Annotated in this window: 20 protein-coding genes; 18 read left to right on the forward strand and 2 right to left on the reverse strand. The window is 31.4% G+C overall.

Annotated elements, in window-relative coordinates:
* Positions 1–5 precede the first annotated feature (5 nt).
* Positions 6–659 (forward strand): uracil phosphoribosyltransferase, encoded by a 654-nt coding sequence (upp, locus tag H3Z83_RS09970; protein WP_182125342.1) that lies wholly within the window; start codon positions 6–8, stop codon positions 657–659.
* On the opposite strand, the gene H3Z83_RS09975 is transcribed toward upp, so the two are convergent.
* Entirely contained in the window at positions 660–1,562 is a 903-nt protein-coding gene (locus tag H3Z83_RS09975) for a DUF6427 family protein (protein ID WP_182125343.1), read from the reverse strand.
* 42 nt (positions 1,563–1,604) lie between these two features.
* On the opposite strand from H3Z83_RS09975, the gene H3Z83_RS09980 reads away from it, so the two are divergent.
* From H3Z83_RS09980 to H3Z83_RS09995, 4 genes are all read left to right on the forward strand, one after another.
* Entirely contained in the window at positions 1,605–1,823 is a 219-nt protein-coding gene (locus H3Z83_RS09980) for a DUF6341 family protein (protein ID WP_182125344.1), read from the forward strand.
* An 11-nt stretch (positions 1,824–1,834) separates the two neighbouring features.
* Positions 1,835–2,506 carry a tRNA (guanosine(46)-N7)-methyltransferase TrmB gene (trmB, locus tag H3Z83_RS09985; RefSeq protein ID WP_182125345.1) on the forward strand — a complete coding sequence of 224 codons (672 nt, stop codon included), beginning with the start codon at positions 1,835–1,837 and terminating at the stop codon, positions 2,504–2,506.
* 69 nt (positions 2,507–2,575) lie between these two features.
* On the forward strand, positions 2,576–3,187 hold the full coding sequence (locus tag H3Z83_RS09990; protein WP_182125346.1) for a hypothetical protein: 612 nt from the start codon (positions 2,576–2,578) through the stop codon (positions 3,185–3,187).
* A gap of 3 nt (positions 3,188–3,190) precedes the next feature.
* Positions 3,191–3,520: an MGMT family protein gene (locus tag H3Z83_RS09995; protein ID WP_182125347.1), complete on the forward strand. Its 330-nt coding sequence runs from the start codon at positions 3,191–3,193 to the stop codon at positions 3,518–3,520.
* A 2-nt stretch (positions 3,521–3,522) separates the two neighbouring features.
* Here the strand turns inward: H3Z83_RS09995 and H3Z83_RS10000 are convergent, their stop codons facing one another.
* Positions 3,523–4,419, reverse strand: a complete 897-nt coding sequence (locus H3Z83_RS10000; protein ID WP_182125348.1) for a sterol desaturase family protein — start codon at positions 4,417–4,419, stop codon at positions 3,523–3,525.
* A 127-nt stretch (positions 4,420–4,546) separates the two neighbouring features.
* Here H3Z83_RS10000 and H3Z83_RS10005 point away from each other — a divergent pair, with 127 nt between their 5' ends.
* The 13 genes from H3Z83_RS10005 (at position 4,547) to H3Z83_RS10065 (ending at position 18,950) form a co-directional block, all read left to right on the forward strand.
* Positions 4,547–5,677, forward strand: a complete 1,131-nt coding sequence (locus H3Z83_RS10005) for an Mrp/NBP35 family ATP-binding protein (protein ID WP_182125349.1) — start codon at positions 4,547–4,549, stop codon at positions 5,675–5,677.
* 9 nt (positions 5,678–5,686) lie between these two features.
* Positions 5,687–5,923 carry a NifU family protein gene (locus tag H3Z83_RS10010; RefSeq protein WP_182125350.1) on the forward strand — a complete coding sequence of 79 codons (237 nt, stop codon included), beginning with the start codon at positions 5,687–5,689 and terminating at the stop codon, positions 5,921–5,923.
* 64 nt (positions 5,924–5,987) lie between these two features.
* Positions 5,988–7,043: an NAD(P)/FAD-dependent oxidoreductase gene (locus H3Z83_RS10015; RefSeq protein WP_182125351.1), complete on the forward strand. Its 1,056-nt coding sequence runs from the start codon at positions 5,988–5,990 to the stop codon at positions 7,041–7,043.
* A 9-nt stretch (positions 7,044–7,052) separates the two neighbouring features.
* On the forward strand, positions 7,053–7,634 hold the full coding sequence (locus H3Z83_RS10020) for a GrpB family protein (RefSeq protein ID WP_182125352.1): 582 nt from the start codon (positions 7,053–7,055) through the stop codon (positions 7,632–7,634).
* Complete coding sequence (locus H3Z83_RS10025; RefSeq protein WP_246337528.1) at positions 7,635–8,531, forward strand: sterol desaturase family protein; 897 nt, start codon at positions 7,635–7,637, stop codon at positions 8,529–8,531.
* 1 nt (position 8,532) lies between these two features.
* The gene (locus H3Z83_RS10030) at positions 8,533–8,865 is read left to right on the forward strand and encodes a 2Fe-2S iron-sulfur cluster-binding family protein (protein WP_182125353.1); all 333 of its coding nucleotides are present in this window, start codon (positions 8,533–8,535) and stop codon (positions 8,863–8,865) included.
* Between the two features lie 192 nt (positions 8,866–9,057).
* Positions 9,058–10,215, forward strand: a complete 1,158-nt coding sequence (locus H3Z83_RS10035; protein ID WP_182125354.1) for a homogentisate 1,2-dioxygenase — start codon at positions 9,058–9,060, stop codon at positions 10,213–10,215.
* Between the two features lie 21 nt (positions 10,216–10,236).
* The gene (gene hppD / locus H3Z83_RS10040; protein WP_182125355.1) at positions 10,237–11,397 is read left to right on the forward strand and encodes a 4-hydroxyphenylpyruvate dioxygenase; all 1,161 of its coding nucleotides are present in this window, start codon (positions 10,237–10,239) and stop codon (positions 11,395–11,397) included.
* Between the two features lie 103 nt (positions 11,398–11,500).
* Complete coding sequence (locus H3Z83_RS10045) at positions 11,501–12,421, forward strand: tryptophan 2,3-dioxygenase family protein (protein ID WP_182125356.1); 921 nt, start codon at positions 11,501–11,503, stop codon at positions 12,419–12,421.
* Between the two features lie 93 nt (positions 12,422–12,514).
* Complete coding sequence (locus H3Z83_RS10050) at positions 12,515–13,294, forward strand: DUF3108 domain-containing protein (RefSeq protein WP_182125357.1); 780 nt, start codon at positions 12,515–12,517, stop codon at positions 13,292–13,294.
* Between the two features lie 91 nt (positions 13,295–13,385).
* On the forward strand, positions 13,386–14,666 hold the full coding sequence (locus H3Z83_RS10055; protein WP_182125358.1) for a M23 family metallopeptidase: 1,281 nt from the start codon (positions 13,386–13,388) through the stop codon (positions 14,664–14,666).
* A gap of 3 nt (positions 14,667–14,669) precedes the next feature.
* Positions 14,670–16,238, forward strand: a complete 1,569-nt coding sequence (pgi, locus tag H3Z83_RS10060; protein ID WP_182125359.1) for a glucose-6-phosphate isomerase — start codon at positions 14,670–14,672, stop codon at positions 16,236–16,238.
* Positions 16,239–16,373: 135 nt separating this feature from the next.
* Positions 16,374–18,950: a TonB-dependent receptor gene (locus tag H3Z83_RS10065; protein ID WP_182125360.1), complete on the forward strand. Its 2,577-nt coding sequence runs from the start codon at positions 16,374–16,376 to the stop codon at positions 18,948–18,950.
* The last annotated feature ends 84 nt before the right edge of the window (positions 18,951–19,034 follow it).

Below are 19,034 nucleotides of genomic sequence, written 5' to 3' on the forward strand. Positions count from 1 at the left end.
CTATCATGAGAATTCATCATTTAGCAAAAGAAAATTCAATCCTTAACAAGTTTTTAGCTGAAATTAGAGATGTAAATATTCAAAAAGACTCGATGCGTTTTCGTAGAAATATTGAGCGAATCGGAGAGGTTTTAAGTTATGAATTAAGTAAAGAACTTTCTTTTAAAAACAAGGAGGTAGAAACTCCATTAGGAGTTAAGCCAACAAACTTACCAGTAAATGATGTGGTTTTATGTTCTATTCTTAGAGCAGGTTTACCTTTACATAACGGTTTGTTGAATTATTTTGATGATGCAGAAAATGCTTTTATATCAGCTTACCGTCATCACCCAAATAATGATGAAGAATTTGAGATAGTTGTTGAGTATTTTGCTTCCCCTTCAATTGATGGGAAAACATTATTGTTGGTAGATCCGATGTTAGCAACAGGGAGATCGTTAGTAGCGGTTTATGAAGCGATAAAAAAATACGGAACACCTAAAAATATTCAAATAGTTTCGGTTATAGGTTCAGCTGAGGGTATAGATTATATCAAAGAACACTTTCCTGAAGATACCGATTTATGGATTGCAGATATAGATAAAGATTTAAATGATAAAGGATATATTATTCCTGGTTTAGGTGATGCAGGCGATTTAGCATTCGGGGCTAAAATGTAACTACAAGAAAAAGCTAGTAAAAGATAGCACCAAAAATAGTATTAAGATAATATCTACTATTAATTTCTTTTTTATCATTTCTAATCCGTTGGTTAAAACAACTGCTGTAGGAAAGAATAAGAATAGTAATTCACTAATTTTTCTTTCATTAAACAGTCCTACTAAAATAGTAGCTGATACCAAGTGAATTAAAATTAAAATCCAGTTTTTTCTAAATTTATTTTTAACAGCTAAAGTTTTAGGTGTTTTTAAAAACAAAGCAAATATTGTGAAAAATCCAATAAAAATCATTGGAAGTAAATATTTGTTGTTTAGATATAATTCAAAATTATAATCAATACTCCAATTAAAAAGTTTGTTGAAATCCTCTGTTTTGTCGTACCAAAAACAATATGTAAAATATAAAAAAACAGGAGAGAAAAATCCTATTAGAGGTGTAAGAAGTGTTTGGTAGGTAAAACGCTGATGTAAGTATATAGAAGCAAATAAAAGCAAACCGAAAAGCGCTGTTAAAGGTTCAATTAAAAAAGAAATTCCAAGCCATAACCCACCATCAAATATTTTGTGTAATGTGTTTTTAGAGGTTTGTAAACTATATACTTTTCTAAGAAATAAAAGCACAGTTAAGTTGGCGTAAAATGTATTGTTAATATTTATTGTTTCAGTAAAAAAACCAATAAGTATCACAAAAAATAAAAAGGCATATGAATTGTCGAATGTTATTTTGTTTTTCGCAATAATGAAGTTGAAAACAGAAAAAACAACAATAAACCAAAGTAATTCTTTTAGAATTTCAAGCGAAAATTCTTTAGAAAAAGTACTCAAGGTAAAATAGCCTAAAAAAAGTGCAAATAGCACTATAAAATTTACTGGTTTAGATTTACCGAAAAAATTGGCTAACATGGTTTCTTTTTATATTTTTGCAAACGTAAAGATAATCAAGTTATGTTAGGATTAAATATTTTTAGATTAATAGGAAGTTTTTTTGAATTCATTTTAACACCATTTAAATGGTTACGTTTAGATGTGGCAAAAGGAGATGCTGGATGGTGGACTTCAAATGCTGTTAACTGGATTTTCTTATTAGTCTTAATAGTATTATTTGCTTATTGGATGCAACAAAGTGCTATCTTCTTGAAAGAAGGAACTGAAGATAGAGCTTAATACCTACCACATTGGGAAGCAAAAACAAATTAAAACGTTTCAAAGAGAATGAAACGTTTGCTAATGTACTTCAACCATCTAGAGAAGAAGTTACTAGTGATTTTTCTTTAAAAGGAAAATGGAACACCTTTTTTAAAAACGACAATCCTATTGTTTTAGAATTGGGTTGTGGTAAAGGTGAATATACCATTGCATTAGCAGAAAAAAATCCAAATAAAAATTTTATTGGAATAGATATTAAAGGTGCCCGTTTTTGGCGTGGAGCTAAAACTGCTATCGAAAACGATATGCAAAATGTAGCCTTTATTAGAACTCAAATAGAATTGGTAGATTATATTTTTGCTGAAAATGAAGTGGATGAAATCTGGATTACTTTCCCAGATCCGCAAATAAAATACCAGCGTACAAAACATAGAATGACCAACGCTACTTTCTTAAAAAGATATCATACTATTTTAAAAGAAGGAGGAATAATGAACTTAAAAACCGATAGCGAATTTATGCACGGTTATACTTTAGGTTTGTTACATGGAGAAGGTCATGAAATTTTACACGCAAATCATAATGTGTATAAGAATGAAGGGGCTCCAGAAGAAGTAACTTCTACACAAACTTTTTACGAAAAACAATATTTAGAAATTGGGAAACCGATTACTTATATTCGTTTCAAATTAAATTATTAACTGTATTTTTTTGAAAGGGTGGCGTAATGTTCTCGCCATACATAGAGTAAATAATTAAAGTACTCGAAAATGATTTTATCTCATTTGGTTTTAGGATTTGTAACTTCCTTTATAGGTTATACTCCACCAAGTATGTTAAATATTACTGCGAGTAAAATTTACATAGAGAACAATAAAAAAATAGCAAGACAATTTATAATTGGAGTTTCAACAATTGTATTAATTCAAGTCTTTTTAGCGATAAAGATTTCAGAATTTTTAGAAAAACAACCTCAATTAATTCACTGGATTCAAAATTTAGGGATTGTAATTTTTTCAATTCTTTCAATACTTTTTATTTACAAAGGATTATCTAGTCAAAAAACGCAAGAAATAAAGCCTGTTAAAAACGGATTTCTTTTTGGTTTGTCATTATCATCTATAAACATGTTTGCAATTCCTTTTTTTGCAATTACACATTCATCATTTGTAATGCATGGTTGGGCAATGTCTGGTTTTGCATGCACTTCTTTATTTGGTATAGGAACTGTTTTGGGAACTTTTGCTATTTTAAGCAGTTATGTTTTTTTAGCAAAAAAAGTAGAAGATAAAATTATTACTTATGCTAAATACTTTAATTTACTTATCGGAATAATTACAGGAATTGTGGCTGTTTATTCCATCATAAAACTGTATTTTTAATTGATGGAAAATAAGTCGGATAATTTTTTTGAAAAGTCATACGCTGTGGCTCGTTTAATTCCTCATGGTAGGGTTACAAGTTACGGAGCTATTGCCAAATATTTAGGGGCAGCTCGTTCTGCAAGAATGGTTGGTTGGGCAATGAATAACTCTAGCACTAAAGATGTTCCTGCACATCGAGTAGTAAATAGAAAAGGAGTTTTAACGGGCAAACATCATTTTGATGGAACTAATTTAATGCAACAATTATTAGAAAGCGAGGGAATTGTTGTAATTGATAATCAAATACAAGATTTAGAAACTGTTTTTTGGGATCCTTCTAAGGAGCTTTAAATTTATTCTCCATTTGCAATTTTATTTCTCAATTCCTTAGTAGTTAAAGTACTTTTGTCATGACTCCATCCTGGAGGTTTAACTAAATATTTAATTCCATTTATAAAGCTACCACTTTTAAAAACTCTTGTTAACATATTTCTCCATTCATGAAACTCTACATTAAATATATTGTGAGTTTTAATATTGGAAGTTAATCCATAAGTTGGAGTTTCTTCTTCTTGCTGAAAAGTGCCAAACATGCGATCCCAGACAATTAAAACACCAGCATGATTTTTATCCAGATATTTTAAATCAGAACCATGATGTACTCTGTGATGCGAAGGCGTATTAAAAACAAACTCAAACCATTTAGGGAGTTTATTTACTTTTTCGGTATGTATCCAATATTGATAAATAAAATTTAGTGTTTTTACTGCGAATAACTGTAGTGGATGAAACCCTAATATTGGTAACCAAATCCAAAATAAAAAATGTCCAGTTACATCATATGTCCAAGTTTTTCGTAATGCTGTAGAGAAATTAAATCGTTCAGAAGAATGATGTACTACATGACTAGCCCAGTAAAACGAAACTGTATGCGCTATTCTATGCCCCCAATAAAAAGTAAAGTCATCTAAAAAGAAAAGAACTATCCAAGATGTCCAATTTTCATAACTAATGGTAAATAATCTAAAATGATCATAGACATAAAAAAACAAGATTAATTTTAATGATTTAGTAAGTAAAGAAATTACAAAAAATATCAAACCTGAAGCTATGTTTACACTCGAGTCTTTTAATTCATGACTTTGTTTTCTGTCTTTCCATCCAAGGTAAACTTCAATTAAAATTAAAAGAATAAATAAAGGGATTGCAATAGGGTATGCAAAAGTGTTTATTTGGTTAATAATGTCCATAGTTTTGCGAAAATACTAAAAATAAATAGCCTTTATGTTGCAATAAATAATGCCTATCTAAACGCTTTATTTTCTGAGGGCTAAAATGTATCTTTGCAATTTAGAATTAATTTAATTAAACACTCTAATGAGTTTTAAGAAACAAGATATATACAAGGCGTTAGAAACAATAACTGCACCAGGAGAAGGTAAAAGTTTAGTAGAAAACGAAAACATAAAAAATGTAGTTGCTTTTGGTGAGGAAGTTATTGTTGATGTAACAATTTCGAATCCATCTTTACAAGCAAAAAAGAAAGTAGAAGTAGAAATCATGAAGGCGATTCACGAACATGTTGGTCAAAAGATTGATGTGAAAGTGAATGTAAAAGTTGAGGTTCAACAAAAAGAGAATCCAAATCAAATTAGAGGGAAAGAAATTCCTAATATTCAAAACATAATTGCGGTAGCATCTGGTAAAGGAGGCGTAGGTAAATCTACCATTACTTCTAACATGGCAGTGTCTTTAGCAAAAATGGGATTCAAAGTTGGTGTTTTAGATGCTGATGTGTATGGACCATCTCAACACTTAATGTTTAATGTAGAAAGTGAAAAACCATTAGCGGTAAACGTAAATGGACGTTCTAAAATGAAGCCGGTAGAAAGTTACGGAGTTAAATTATTGTCTTTAGGATTTTTTACAGATCCTAGTCAAGCAGTAATTTGGCGTGGACCAATGGCTTCGAAAGCATTAAACCAGTTAATTTTCGATGCTGATTGGGGAGAGTTAGATTTCTTATTAATCGATTTACCTCCAGGAACAGGAGATGTGCATTTATCAATTGTACAAGCTGTACCAATTAATGGAGCGGTTGTTGTAAGTACACCACAAAACATAGCTTTAGCAGATGCTAAAAAAGGAGTGGCAATGTTTCAACAAGAAAGTATTAATGTACCAGTGTTAGGTATCGTTGAAAACATGGCGTATTTTACACCTGCAGAATTACCAGATAATAAATATTATATTTTTGGTGAAGGAGGCGCTAAGAATTTAGCAGAAGATATTAAAACTAGTTTCTTAGGAGAAATTCCTTTAGTACAAAGTATTCGTGAAGCAGGTGATGCAGGGCATCCTGTAGCTTTACAAAATGATACGCCTTTAGAAAAAGCGTTTACTGATGTAACTAAAGAAATGGTTTCTGAATTATTAAAAAGAAATGCAAACTTACCACCAACAGAAGTAGTACGTATAACTACAATGAGTGGTTGTAGCACAAAATAATCTAAGATTATGACAGCAACAGAAATAAAAAATAATGTAGAAAAAGCTTTAGAAGAAATTCGTCCTTTCTTAGTGAGTGACGGAGGAAATATTAAGTTATTATCTATAGAAAATAATAAAGTAAAAGTTCAATTAGAAGGAGCTTGTAGTGGTTGTTCTGTAAATCAAATGACGTTAAAAAACGGAGTTGAAGCAACCATTAAAAAATATGCACCAGTAATTGAAGAAGTAATTAATGTAGCTTAACTGATAAAAATCAGTTTTTAAAGAAGGTATAAGAATTAATTTTACTTGATTTTAGTATTTTAAAATGATTAAGACAGATATACTCATTATCGGTGCAGGACCTACTGGTTTATTCACCGTTTTTGAAGCAGGATTATTAAAGTTAAAGTGTCATTTAATTGATGCGTTACCACAACCAGGTGGGCAATGCTCAGAAATATATCCTAAAAAACCAATATTCGATATTCCGGCATATCCAGAAATTTTAGCAGGTGATTTAACCGATAAATTAATGGAACAAATTAAACAGTTCGAACCTGGATTTACTTTGGGTGAACGTGCTGATACTATCGAAAAACAAGAAGATGGAAACTTTATTGTAACCACTAATAAAGGAACAAAACACCAAGCACCTGTAGTAGCTATTGCTGGAGGATTAGGAAGTTTTGAACCTCGTAAACCGCCAATTCCTAACATCGCTAATTTTGAAGATAAAGGAGTTGAGTATATGATTCGTGAACCAGAATTATATCGTAATAAAGATGTAGTAATTGCTGGTGGTGGAGATTCTGCTTTAGACTGGTCTATTTTCTTGACTGACGTTGCAAAATCTGTAACATTAATACATAGAAGAAATGAATTTAGAGGTCATTTAGATTCTGTTGATCAAGTTCAAAAATTAAAAAACGAAGGAAAAATTAATTTGATAACTCCAGCTGAAGTAAAAGGAGTTGTTGGAGAAAATCATATTGAAGGAGTTGTAGTTGCGCAAAAAGATAAAGAAGAGTTTACTTTAGCTTGCGATCACTTTATTCCATTATTCGGATTGTCGCCTAAGTTAGGTCCGATTGCCGATTGGGGATTAGAAATAGAGAAAAATGCTATTAAAGTAAATAACGCTTTAGATTATCAAACAAACATTCCTGGTATTTATGCGATTGGAGATGTAAATACATATCCTGGAAAATTAAAGTTGATTTTATGTGGTTTTCATGAAGCTACTTTAATGTGTCAAAGTGCTTTTCAACGTATTTTTCCAGATAAAAAATATGTAATGAAATATACAACTGTAGGTGGAGTTACAGGGTTTGACGGTACTAAAAAAGAAGCGCCAAAAGCAGTAGTTAAAAAGATTGAGTAGTTTACTGTAATGAAAAAGACATTATACGATTTAACAAAAGATGAGTGGAATACTTTATTTCCAATTGAGTTATCTAATCATAATTCTGATTGGAGAAGTATTTTTAAATCTGAAAAAAAGCGTATTTTAAAAAATATTGATGCTAGATTTATCAATAAAATAGAACATTTTGGTAGTACTTCAATTCCAAACATAAAGGCTAAAAACTACATTGATTTATTTATTGAGATTCCCAAAGAATCATTGTTTAATAAGCAATTAATTGAGGAGTTTACAAAGTTAGGCTATGTATACTTTGAAGTGCCAGCAAGAGAAGATATAGAAGCATATATGTCTTTTGGAAAAGGATACAATTTAGAAGGGGAGAAAGAACAAATTTTTCATATCCACATGTGCCCAAAAGAAAATACGATGTATAATCAATTAAAGTTTAGAGATTATTTAATTGAGAATCCAAACAGAGCAAAAGAGTACGAAAAATTAAAAGTAGAATTAGCCTCAAAATATAAAAATGATAGAGGTTCATATGTTCTTGGGAAAACCAATTTTGTAAAAGAAACCTTAAATTTATACGCTAAAACTATAAAATAATTGACTTTACTAGATTACATACAACAATTATCGCAAGATAAACTCTTGTATTTTGCCTTGCCAGTATTTTTTATATCTATGTTAGTAGAGTATAAAATTTCGAAAGAAAAATATAATAGTAAGGATACAGGTGTTTCCTTATTAATGATGGTATTTTCTGCAATTGTAGAGTTTATTCCAAAGATATTAGCATTTGTAGCTTTTTTCTATTTGTATGAATTGAGTCCGTTAAAAGAAATTGTAAATCGTCAATGGTGGGCATGGGTTTTATTATTGTTTGCTGATGATTTTGCCTATTATTGGTTTCATCGATTAAATCATGAAGTGCGTTTGTTTTGGGCGGGTCACGTACCACACCATTCATCAGTACACATGAATTTAGGAACCGCTTTACGTCAAGGAGTTGGAGAGCGTATTCATAAGTTTTTCTTTTGGATGTGGATTCCGTTACTGGGTTTCGACCCTTTAATGATGTTTACTATGATGGGAATCAGTTTAATTTATCAGTTTTTTGTGCATACCGAGTTGGTTGATAAATTACCAAAACCTATTGAATTTATATTTAACACACCATCGCATCACAGAGTGCATCACGCATCTAATATTCGATATTTAGATTGCAATCATGCAGGGATTTTAATTATCTGGGATCGACTATTTGGAACTTTTTCTAAAGAATTAAAAGATGTAGATCATCCTGTTTATGGGCTAACAGTTAATATAGAAACATACAATCCTGTAAAGGTAGCAACGCATGAATATGCTGCGATTTGGAAAGATGTAAAACGTGCTGATAAGTTGAGTGATAAATTGAATTATATTTTCAATTCACCTGGTTGGACACATGACGGAGAAGATAAACGAGCAAAAACTTTGCGTAAAAAAATGAATTTGTAAGATGGAACAAGACATTACTGTAAAAATCACAGATCGTGATGGAGTAACACACGAAATTCAAGCACCAACAGACATGGCAATGAACTTAATGGAAGTTGTTCGTTCATACGAGTTAGCTCCTGAAGGTACTATTGGTATTTGCGGTGGTATGGCAATGTGTGCATCTTGCCAATGTTACGTAAAATCTGATCATGAATTACCTGAAATGGGCGATGATGAAGACGCTATGTTAGCTGAAGCTTTTTATGTAGAAGATAATAGCCGCTTAGGATGTCAAATTCAAATGACACCCGAACTGGATGGTTTAGAGGTAGAATTAGCCCCTGAGAGTTAGAAAACTCATTTACTTTTCTGTATATTTGTAAAGCACACAACTAAACTGCTCTAAAATGTTTTTAGACCTTTTAATTTTATTAAAATTCTTAAATAAAAGAAACCCTGAATAGATTGGTTAATGTCCAATAATAAAAGAGATGCAATAAAATTAGTTATTGCACATTATTTTTAAACTTAAAACATTAACAAAATGCCTTTTTATCATAAGTTAGGGAAAATACCACCAAAAAGACATACCCAATTTCGTAAAGAAGACGGAAGTTTATATTACGAACAATTGTTTGGAACTATTGGTTTTGACGGAATGTCAACCAATTCTTACCACGAGCATAGACCAACAATGGTTAAAGAAATTCGTAAACAATATTCTGTTGCTCCAAAAATAGCCAAAGCTAATAATATACAATCATATCGTTTTAGAGGATTTCAAGTTCCGCCAGAAAACGATTATTTAGAAAGTAGAAAAGTAGTTTTAACAAACTCAGATTGTAATATAATTTTATCAGCTCCTAAAAAATCTACCAAAGATTATTTTTATAAAAATACTGATGCAGACGAGGTAATTTTCATCCATAAAGGAACAGGGAAATTACGTACACATTTAGGTAATCTTGATTTTAAATACGGAGATTATTTAGTAATTCCTCGTGGAATTATCTATAAGTTAGATTTCGATGATGAGAATAACAGACTTTTTATTGTTGAATCGTATTCGCCAGTTTACACACCAAAACGATATAGAAACTGGTTTGGTCAGTTATTAGAGCATTCACCATTTTGTGAGCGTGATTTACGAAGACCAGAAGAATTAGAAACGTATAATGAGTTAGGAGACTTTTTAATTAAAGTAAAAAAGCAAGGAGAGATTATAGAAATGGTCTACGCATCACATCCTTTCGATGTAGTTGGTTACGACGGATATAATTTTCCGTATGCATTTTCAATTCATGATTTTGAGCCAATAACAGGTCGTATTCATCAACCGCCACCAGTACATCAAACTTTTGAAACTAATGCATTTGTAATTTGCAGTTTTGTACCGCGTTTATATGATTATCATCCAAACTCAATTCCTGCGCCATATAATCATAGTAATATAGATTCCGACGAGGTTTTATATTATGTAGATGGAGATTTTATGAGTAGAAACGACATTGATGCGGGTCATATTTCGTTGCATCCAGCAGGAATTCCACATGGACCACATCCAGGAGCAACAGAAAGAAGTATCGGAGAGACAGTTACAGAAGAATTAGCAGTAATGGTAGATACTTTTAAGCCATTACAAGTTACAGAAGAAGCAATGAAAATTGCAGACGAAGATTATTATAAATCTTGGTTAGAATAACAATATCAACAAAACAACATCATGAGTAAAGAGATAAAATCAGTAAACTACGGTTTAGAAAAAATATTTGAAGGAGCACAAGACTTCTTACCACTTTTAGGAACAGATTACGTTGAATTTTACGTAGGTAATGCTAAACAAGCAGCACATTTTTATAAAACAGCATTCGGATTTCAATCGCACGCTTATCGTGGATTAGAAACTGGAGCTACAGATTCAGTAAGTTATGTTTTAACACAAGATAAAATCAAGTTAATGCTAACTACTCCATTAAGTAGTAAATCTCCAATTAACGACCATATTGTAAAGCATGGAGACGGTGTTAAAATTGTAGCACTTTGGGTAGAAGATGCAAGACAAGCTTATAAAGAAACTACTTCTCGTGGAGCAAAATCGTATATGGAACCTACTGTTGAAAAAGATGAGCACGGAGAGGTTGTAAGAGCAGGAATCTATACGTATGGGGAAACTGTACATATGTTTGTAGAGCGTAAAAATTACAACGGAGCATTTTTACCAGGTTTCGAAAAATGGGAATCTGAATACAATCCACCAGCAGCAGGGTTAAAATATATCGATCATATGGTTGGTAATGTTGGTTGGAATCAAATGGATGTTTGGGTAAAATGGTATGAAGATGTAATGGGATTCGAAAACTTCTTATCTTTTGATGATAAGCAAATTCATACTGAATATTCGGCGTTAATGAGTAAGGTAATGTCTAACGGAAATGGTAGAATTAAGTTTCCAATTAACGAGCCAGCAAAAGCAGCAAAACGTTCTCAAATTGAAGAATATTTAGATTTTTATGAAGGAGCAGGAGTTCAACACATTGCAGTTGCAACTGATGATATTTTAAAAACAGTAACTCAATTACGCGCGAATGGAGTAGAGTTTTTATCTACGCCACCAGAAGAATATTATAGAGCTGTTCCAGGTAGATTAGAAGAGTTTGATCACGAGTTAAGAGAAGATATCGAAAAACTTAAAGCTTTGGGTATTATGATTGATGCAGATGAAGAAGGATATTTATTACAAATTTTTACAAAACCTGTAGAAGATAGACCAACTTTATTCTTTGAAATTATTCAAAGAATGGGAGCTCGTGGTTTCGGAGCAGGAAATTTTAAAGCATTGTTTGAATCTATAGAAAGAGAGCAAGCTAAAAGAGGAACATTATAGTTCTAATGGATAATTATAGAAACATTAAATCACCATTTTCGTAAGTTTTTAACTTATGAGAATGGTGATTAATTTATTAATAATGTTTATATAAAATAAAAAAATGAATAAAGACGAGCTTTTAAAAGCAATAGAAAATAAATACGAAAAATTAGGTGTTCCTTTAGAAACGATGTTAGAAGGATTACTGCATAGCACACCTATAACTTATTGGGATTATATACAGACAGATGCGCTATTAGGTTTACAGATTCCAAGAACAACTGAAAAAGACGAGATGGTCTTTATTATGTATCATCAAGTAAACGAATTGTTGTTTAAAATGATACTGTGGGAAATTGATCAAATTTCTCTTTCAAAAGAAGCGATTACTGCAGAGAAGTTCTCTAAGCATTTAATGCGTATTAGTCGATATTTTGATATGCTTTGCAGTTCCTTTACTGTTATGCAAGACGGAATGGATGTAGAACAGTATTTAAAATTCCGTAATACATTAGCGCCTGCAAGTGGATTTCAATCTGCTCAATATAGAAAGATAGAATTTGCATCAACTGAATTAATCAATCTAATCGATGCACGTTATCGTGATACTATTGACAGGAGTTCGTCATTTAAAAACGCATACGATCATTTGTATTGGCAAGCAGCTGGTGTAAACCATAAAACAGGAGAGAAATCAATCTTAATCAAACTTTTTGAGAAAAAGTATATGGGTGATTTTATCGATTTTATGGAAGATTATAACGAATGTAATTTATCTAAGAAATTCCAAGAATTACCAGATGAGGTCCAGAAAAACACTGAATTGATTGAAGCAATGCGTCATTACGATTACACAGTTAATGTAAAATGGGTTATGGCACATTACAATGCAGCAGGTAAATATTTAGGAGGTGGCGATAAAGATTTAGAAGCTACTGGAGGAAGTAATTGGCGAAAATATATGCATCCAAAATATCAACGAAGAATATTCTTCCCATATTTATGGAGTGAAGATGAACTTAAAAACTGGGGAACATTTTAGTTTTTATAATATTGATAAGAAAGAGGTTAGAAATAACCTCTTTTTTTATTTTGGAATGGTAATTGTCTATCTATTTTCATAAGTTTGGATATTATGAAGAAAAGAATATTACTTTCAGCACTTTTGTTTTTAACAATTAACTTGTTTGCTCAAGAAAAAACAACTCCTTTTAAAGATGGAGAGTGGCTCAAATTTAAAATGAGTTATAGTGGTTTTTTAAAAGCAGGTAATGCTACTTTGTCGTTAAAAGAAGAAGATTTAAACGGTAAAAAGGTATTACACGCAACAGGTAAAGGTTGGACTACTGGAATGATTAAATGGTTTTTTAAAGTAAAAGATGATTATCAATCTTATTTTGATATTGAAACAGGAAAGCCATATTTGTTTAAAAGAAAGATAAATGAAGGCGGATATAAAAAGCATAAACATATAACTTTTGATCAAGAAAAAAATACTGCTTATGTTCAGGATTTTAGAAAAAAGAAAGACACACTGATTTCTGTTAACGGACCTCAAGATATGATTTCGACATTTTACTTTTTAAGAAGTTATAATACGAAAAGCATGAAGAAAGGGGAGGAAATTAATGTTGATATGTTTTTTGATAATAAAAGCTACCCATTCAAATTACGTTTTTTAGGATATGAGATGTTGGATACTAAATTTGGGAAAATAAAGACTCAGAAATTTAGACCGATGGTTCAAGCAGGAAGAGTATTTAAAGCGCAAGAAAGTGTTACGGTTTGGATTACTGCTGATGATAATAAAATTCCAATTAAAATGAAGGCTTCTTTATCTGTAGGTTCTCTACGTGCTGAACTAGAAGCTTATAAAGGTTTGGCAAACCCATTTGAGATTATAGTTAATAGGTAGTTTTACTAGTTGTTTACATATTGTTAAAGTGCTAAATGCAATAGTTTTTATTTGTATTTTTGCAGACGCACTCAATTTTAAACAGCTTTTTTTGAAAAAATACATCCTCCTTTTTCTCGTTTCATTTATAATTTTTTCTTGTAAAGAAGAAAAAAAAGATCCAGTAACAACTATTGTAAAAGTAGAAAAACCAAAGCCTGTTTATGTTTTTGGGTATAATTTAGATGATTACAAAGTAATTAACGATACTATAAAAAACGGAGAAAGCTTTGGGGTTATTTTAGATCGTCATCATGTGATGTATCCTAAAATTAATGAGATAGCAACAAAAATTAAAGATACTTTCGATGTAAGACGTGTGCGTTCAGGTAAAGCTTATACCATTTTAGCATCAAAAGATTCAATAGAAAAAGCTCAAGTGTTTATTTATAAACATAATAAAGTTGATGCTACTGTAATCAATTTTAAAGATTCGTTGATATCAGCATACAAGGTTAAGAAGAAAATTAAAACGGTTGAAAAAGAAATAGCGGGTAAAATTTATTCAAATATATCCACAACCATGGATAGTTTAGGGTTGAAACCAACTATGGCAATAAATGTTGCAGATATTTATGCCTGGACTCTTGACCCATTAAGGCTTCAAAAAGGAGATAACTTTAAATTAATTTATGAAGAGAAATATATTAACGATACTGTTTTTGTAGGGTATGGTGAAATTAAAGCAGCAGTTTTTAATCATAAAGGAAAAGATTTGCATGCTTATAAATTTGTTGGAGATTCTATAAAAGGAATTCCAGAATATTATGATGAAGAAGGGAATATGTTGCGTAGAGCTTTTTTAAAATCGCCTATTAAATTTCAGTATAGAGTTTCTTCGAGATACAATTTACGAAGAAGAATAAAACATTACGGAAATAGGATAAAAGCTCATAGAGGAACTGATTTTGCAGCAAGATATGGAACAGAAATTATGTCGACAGCTAGTGGAACAGTTGTAGAATCTACTCGTAGAGGCGGTAATGGAAATTATGTAAAAGTTAAGCATAATAGTACATACAGTACTCAATATTTACATATGAAACGTCGAAACGTAAGAGTGGGAGATTATGTAAAACAGGGTGATATTATTGGTTGGGTTGGAATGACAGGAAGTACCAGTGGGCCTCATGTTTGTTATCGTTTCTGGAAAAACGGAAGACAAGTGGATCCGTTTAGAGAAAAACTACCTGCAGCTGAACCTTTAGATCCAAAAATTAAACCCAAATATTTGGAGTTTATAAAGTCATTTAAAGAGCAGTTAGATAGCATTCAATTACCTAAAAAGGAGATTCCTGTTTTTGTTGAAAAAGAAATATTAGCTACACATTAAATTATGCCTTTAAAAAATATCAATCCAACTACAACTTCAGCTTGGAAAAAACTTAGCAACCATTTTAATGAAGCAAAAGACTTTGATTTAAAAGATTTATTTAGAAAAAATAAGAATAGAAAAGCTGATTTTTCAATTGAGTATTCAGGTTTGGTATTTGATTATTCTAAAAACTTAATAAATCAACAAGCAGTTGATTTATTACTTGAATTAGCGAATGAGGTTGATTTAAAAGATGCCATTGAAAAATATTTTTCTGGAGATAAAATTAATGCAATTGAAGATCGAGCAGTTTTACACACAGCTTTAAGAAATACTTCCGAAGATCCTGTATATGTAGATGGGAAAGATGTAAAACCGCAAATACAATCAGCTTTACGAAAAGTAAAATCTTTCAGCAACAAAGTAATTTCAGGAAAATGGAAGGGGTTTACAGGAAAGTCAATTACTGATATAGTTAATATAGGAGTAGGTGGATCAGATCTGGGTCCAGATATGGTTGTAGAGGCTTTGCAATTTTATAAAAATAAACTAAATACTCATTTTGTATCTAATGTAGATGGAGATCATGTTTCGGAGGTATTAAAAAAATTGAATCCAGAAACAACATTATTTGTAATTGTATCAAAAACATTTACAACTCAAGAAACCATTACAAATGCTAATACGATTAGAAATTGGTTTTTAAACTCAGCAACAGTTTTTGATGTGTCTAAACACTTTGTAGCAGTATCTTCTAATGCAGAAAAAGTCATCAATTTTGGAATTGACAAGAAAAATATTTTCCCAATGTGGAACTGGGTAGGTGGTCGATTCTCTTTATGGTCATCAGTAGGTTTGTCAATTAGTTTGTCAATAGGTTTTGATAATTTTAAAGAGTTATTAAATGGAGCTGAAGAAATAGATATTCATTTTAAATCAGCAGATTTTGATAAGAACATTCCAGTTATTCTAGCTTTACTGAGTATTTGGTATAACAACTTCTTTAATTCTGAAACTGAGCTTGTTTTACCTTATAGCGAGTATTTATCAAAATTACCAGCCTATTTACAACAAGCTGCTATGGAAAGTAATGGAAAAGGTGTTGATAGAAATGGTAAAGAGATAAATTACCAAACAGGGACAATTATTTGGGGTAGTACAGGCGTGAATATGCAACATGCTTTTATGCAATTGGTACATCAAGGTACTAAGTTAATTCCATCTGATTTTATTGGATATAAAGAGTCTTTACATGGTTTAACTGATCACCATCAGAAACTAATGGCTAATTATTTTGCTCAAATGGAAGCCCTTACATTTGGAAAAACAAAAGAAGAAGTACATTTAGAATTAAAGCTAAATAATAAAAAGGAAGATATAAGTAGATTGCTTCCATATAAGTTGTTTAAAGGTAACCGACCAAGCAATACAATTTTATTTAAAAAGTTAACGCCAAAATCGTTAGGTCAGTTAATTGCTATTTACGAACATAAAATTTTTACACAAGGAATTATATGGAATATATATTCATATGATCAATTCGGTGTAGAATTAGGAAAAGAACTTGCCAAAAAATTATTAAAAAATTAATAGTTCTTGTAATAAATCTCATTTTTTTTATTTAGCTTGTTAATTCAATGTTAAAAAACTTAACATTAAGTTAATATTAGCAAAGTATAAAAGCAAGACCTTTGCTTCCGCATTTAATAACAATTAAATTAAACAATGAAAAATTTTAAAAATGTTTTACTAGTAGCATTGTTCTTTGTAACAGCTACAGTTTTAAGTCAAACTAAACTTACAGGAACAGTAGTTGATGAAATGGGAGAACCATTACCAAGTGCTAGTGTTGTGGTAAAAGGAACTTCTAATGGAGTTGCTTCAGATTTTGATGGAAAATTTACAATTAATGTAAATTCAAATTCAGGAACTATTGTAGTATCTTTTATTGGGTACAATAATAAGGAAGTAGCATATACAGCTGCTAACAAGAATTTAGGAACTATTGAGTTGGAACCTTCTAATGTTTTAGATGAAATTGTAGTTACAGGAACAGGAGTTATTGATTTAGCTGAGGATAGAAAAACACCAGTAGCGGTATCGACTATTAAAGCTGCTGAAATTCAAGCAAAAGCAGGAGCGTGGGATTTGCCAGAAGTATTAAAATCTACACCTTCTGTTCAGAATATTAAGGGTGGAGGATTTGGAGATGGTCAAATGTTTTTACGTGGTTTTGATCAAACAAATACAGCTTTCTTATTAAATGGACAACCAATTAATAGTATGGAGGATGGAAGAATGTTCTGGTCTAACTGGTCTGGAGTATTAGATGTTTCTAATGCAGTTCAGGTACAGCGTGGTTTAGGATCATCTAAATTAGCAATTTCTTCTGTAGGAGGTACTGTGAATATTGTAACAAAAACTATTGATCATAAAGAAGGTGGTTATATTCGTCAAATGGTAGGGAATAATGGATATACTAAATCTACAGTTTCTTATTCAACTGGAGTAAGCGAAAAAGGATGGTCTTTTACGGGAATGTTTGCTCACTGGCAAGGAGATGGATATGTAGATAATACTCATGGTCAAGGTCAGACTTACTTTTTCTCAGTTGGTTATCAACCAAATGAAAATAATACATTTAACTTTATGATTACTGGAGCACCACAATGGCATGCTGCAGCGGGTAGAGGAGATGTTGGAGACTTCTTAGATAACGGTATTAGATTTAATGATTGGAACTTTGAAGGAGTAAACAGTCCAAATACACTAGGAAACACTGGTTTATATCCAGGAGGACGTAATATTTACCACAAACCAGTGGCTAACTTATCTTGGGACTGGAAGATTAATGATGAATCTTCATTGTCTACAGTATTATACGGTTCATTAGGTAGAGGTGCTTTTGCTTCTTATACAAGTGACGGAACACCAAGAACATCATATGCAAGAGGGTCATTTAATAACCACAACTGGTTTGGATTAGTATCAAACTATGAGAATAAATTAAATGAAAACTTAACTTTAAACGTTGGAGCTGACGTAAGAACGTACAACGGTATTCACTTTAGAGGTGCAGTTGAGTTATTTGACGGACCTATAAACTTTGCTAACGATCCTAACAGACCATGGGAATATAATGGTTTTATTGGAGAACCTTATACAATTGATAATGATTACGGTGGAATTAGCCCTTGGGGTATGGTTTTCAACCCTAATAATAGTCACAGACAACGCATCGATAGAGATTACGAAGAAGTAATTACTTACTATGGTGTATTCGGGCAGTTAGAATATGCTAAAGATGACTTCTCTGCATTTGTACAAGGAGCAATCTCTAATCAAGATCACCAAAGAGAAGAATTCTACTTTACACAACAGCCAGGAGTATCTGAAAAATCTAAAAAAGTATCTAATTTTGGATTTAATGTAAAAGGTGGAGGTTCTTATCTTTTAGATGATCAACATAAAGTATTTGTAAATGCTGGATTCTATTCACGTCAACCATTTCACTCAGATTTATTTAATAACGATAGAAACTCAAATTCATTAGTAGATCCTGCTGTAGATAATCAAGATGTTTTAGGTTTAGAAGCTGGTTACCAATTTGGTAGTGATAAAGTAGATATTAATTTAAATGCTTATTATACTAGATGGGGTAATAGAACTGATATTTCTACAACTGGTACTCCTGATACAAATTCATTTGTTTTAACATTAGATAGAAATGTTACTCAGTTACATAAAGGATTAGAATTAGAAATATTTACTAAACCTATAGAAGGACTTAAGTTAAATGGTTTTGCATCTATTGGTGACTGGAAGTTTGACGGTGATGCTACTCGTTTTACTTTTGATCAAAACGGAGGTGAGTTAAGTTCAGGTCAAGTTGTTAGTAGAGATGGACAAGAAGTAGGTGGAGCTGCTCAAACTACTGCAGGAGTTTTTGCTAGTTATAAAGTTTTCCCTAGTTTAACGTTAGATGCTAATTGGAACTATTATGCTAATTTATTCTCAGAAGGAACTATAGCAGTTGAATTACCATCATACAACACTATGGATTTAGGTTTAAGCTTTAGACCTAAATTAAAAGAAAGAACTTATATCAAAGGGATTGAATTCAGAGTAAACGTAGATAACGTATTTGATGAATTATATTTAGAAAATGTTACTACATCTAATAGAGATTTAGCTGATTTAGCAAATCACCCAAATGATACTTGGAAAGGTGTTAATAGACGTTTACAAGGTCGTTTCGGATACGGAATCACTTGGAATGCATCTATGAGAATAAACTTCTAGTATACTAGAATAATAAATTATAAACCACCTCTTTTGAGGTGGTTTTTTTATGCATAAAATTCAGTAAGTTTGTATTCAACAAAA

It is taken from the genome of Tenacibaculum pelagium, assembly GCF_014062345.1.
Lineage (GTDB): Bacteria > Bacteroidota > Bacteroidia > Flavobacteriales > Flavobacteriaceae > Polaribacter > Polaribacter pelagius.

Bases quoted from the DNA above. Each gene is read 5' to 3' on its own strand.
- upp (WP_182125342.1), top strand. From the start codon at position 6: ATGAGAATTCATCATTTAGCAAAAGAAAATTCAATCCTTAACAAGTTT.
- H3Z83_RS09975 (WP_182125343.1), bottom strand. From the start codon at position 1,562: ATGTTAGCCAATTTTTTCGGTAAATCTAAACCAGTAAATTTTATAGTG.
- H3Z83_RS09980 (WP_182125344.1), top strand. From the start codon at position 1,605: ATGTTAGGATTAAATATTTTTAGATTAATAGGAAGTTTTTTTGAATTC.
- H3Z83_RS09990 (WP_182125346.1), top strand. From the start codon at position 2,576: ATGATTTTATCTCATTTGGTTTTAGGATTTGTAACTTCCTTTATAGGT.
- H3Z83_RS09995 (WP_182125347.1), top strand. From the start codon at position 3,191: ATGGAAAATAAGTCGGATAATTTTTTTGAAAAGTCATACGCTGTGGCT.
- H3Z83_RS10000 (WP_182125348.1), bottom strand. From the start codon at position 4,419: ATGGACATTATTAACCAAATAAACACTTTTGCATACCCTATTGCAATC.
- H3Z83_RS10005 (WP_182125349.1), top strand. From the start codon at position 4,547: ATGAGTTTTAAGAAACAAGATATATACAAGGCGTTAGAAACAATAACT.
- H3Z83_RS10010 (WP_182125350.1), top strand. From the start codon at position 5,687: ATGACAGCAACAGAAATAAAAAATAATGTAGAAAAAGCTTTAGAAGAA.
- H3Z83_RS10015 (WP_182125351.1), top strand. From the start codon at position 5,988: ATGATTAAGACAGATATACTCATTATCGGTGCAGGACCTACTGGTTTA.
- H3Z83_RS10020 (WP_182125352.1), top strand. From the start codon at position 7,053: ATGAAAAAGACATTATACGATTTAACAAAAGATGAGTGGAATACTTTA.
- H3Z83_RS10030 (WP_182125353.1), top strand. From the start codon at position 8,533: ATGGAACAAGACATTACTGTAAAAATCACAGATCGTGATGGAGTAACA.
- H3Z83_RS10035 (WP_182125354.1), top strand. From the start codon at position 9,058: ATGCCTTTTTATCATAAGTTAGGGAAAATACCACCAAAAAGACATACC.
- hppD (WP_182125355.1), top strand. From the start codon at position 10,237: ATGAGTAAAGAGATAAAATCAGTAAACTACGGTTTAGAAAAAATATTT.
- H3Z83_RS10045 (WP_182125356.1), top strand. From the start codon at position 11,501: ATGAATAAAGACGAGCTTTTAAAAGCAATAGAAAATAAATACGAAAAA.
- H3Z83_RS10050 (WP_182125357.1), top strand. From the start codon at position 12,515: ATGAAGAAAAGAATATTACTTTCAGCACTTTTGTTTTTAACAATTAAC.
- pgi (WP_182125359.1), top strand. From the start codon at position 14,670: ATGCCTTTAAAAAATATCAATCCAACTACAACTTCAGCTTGGAAAAAA.
- H3Z83_RS10065 (WP_182125360.1), top strand. From the start codon at position 16,374: ATGAAAAATTTTAAAAATGTTTTACTAGTAGCATTGTTCTTTGTAACA.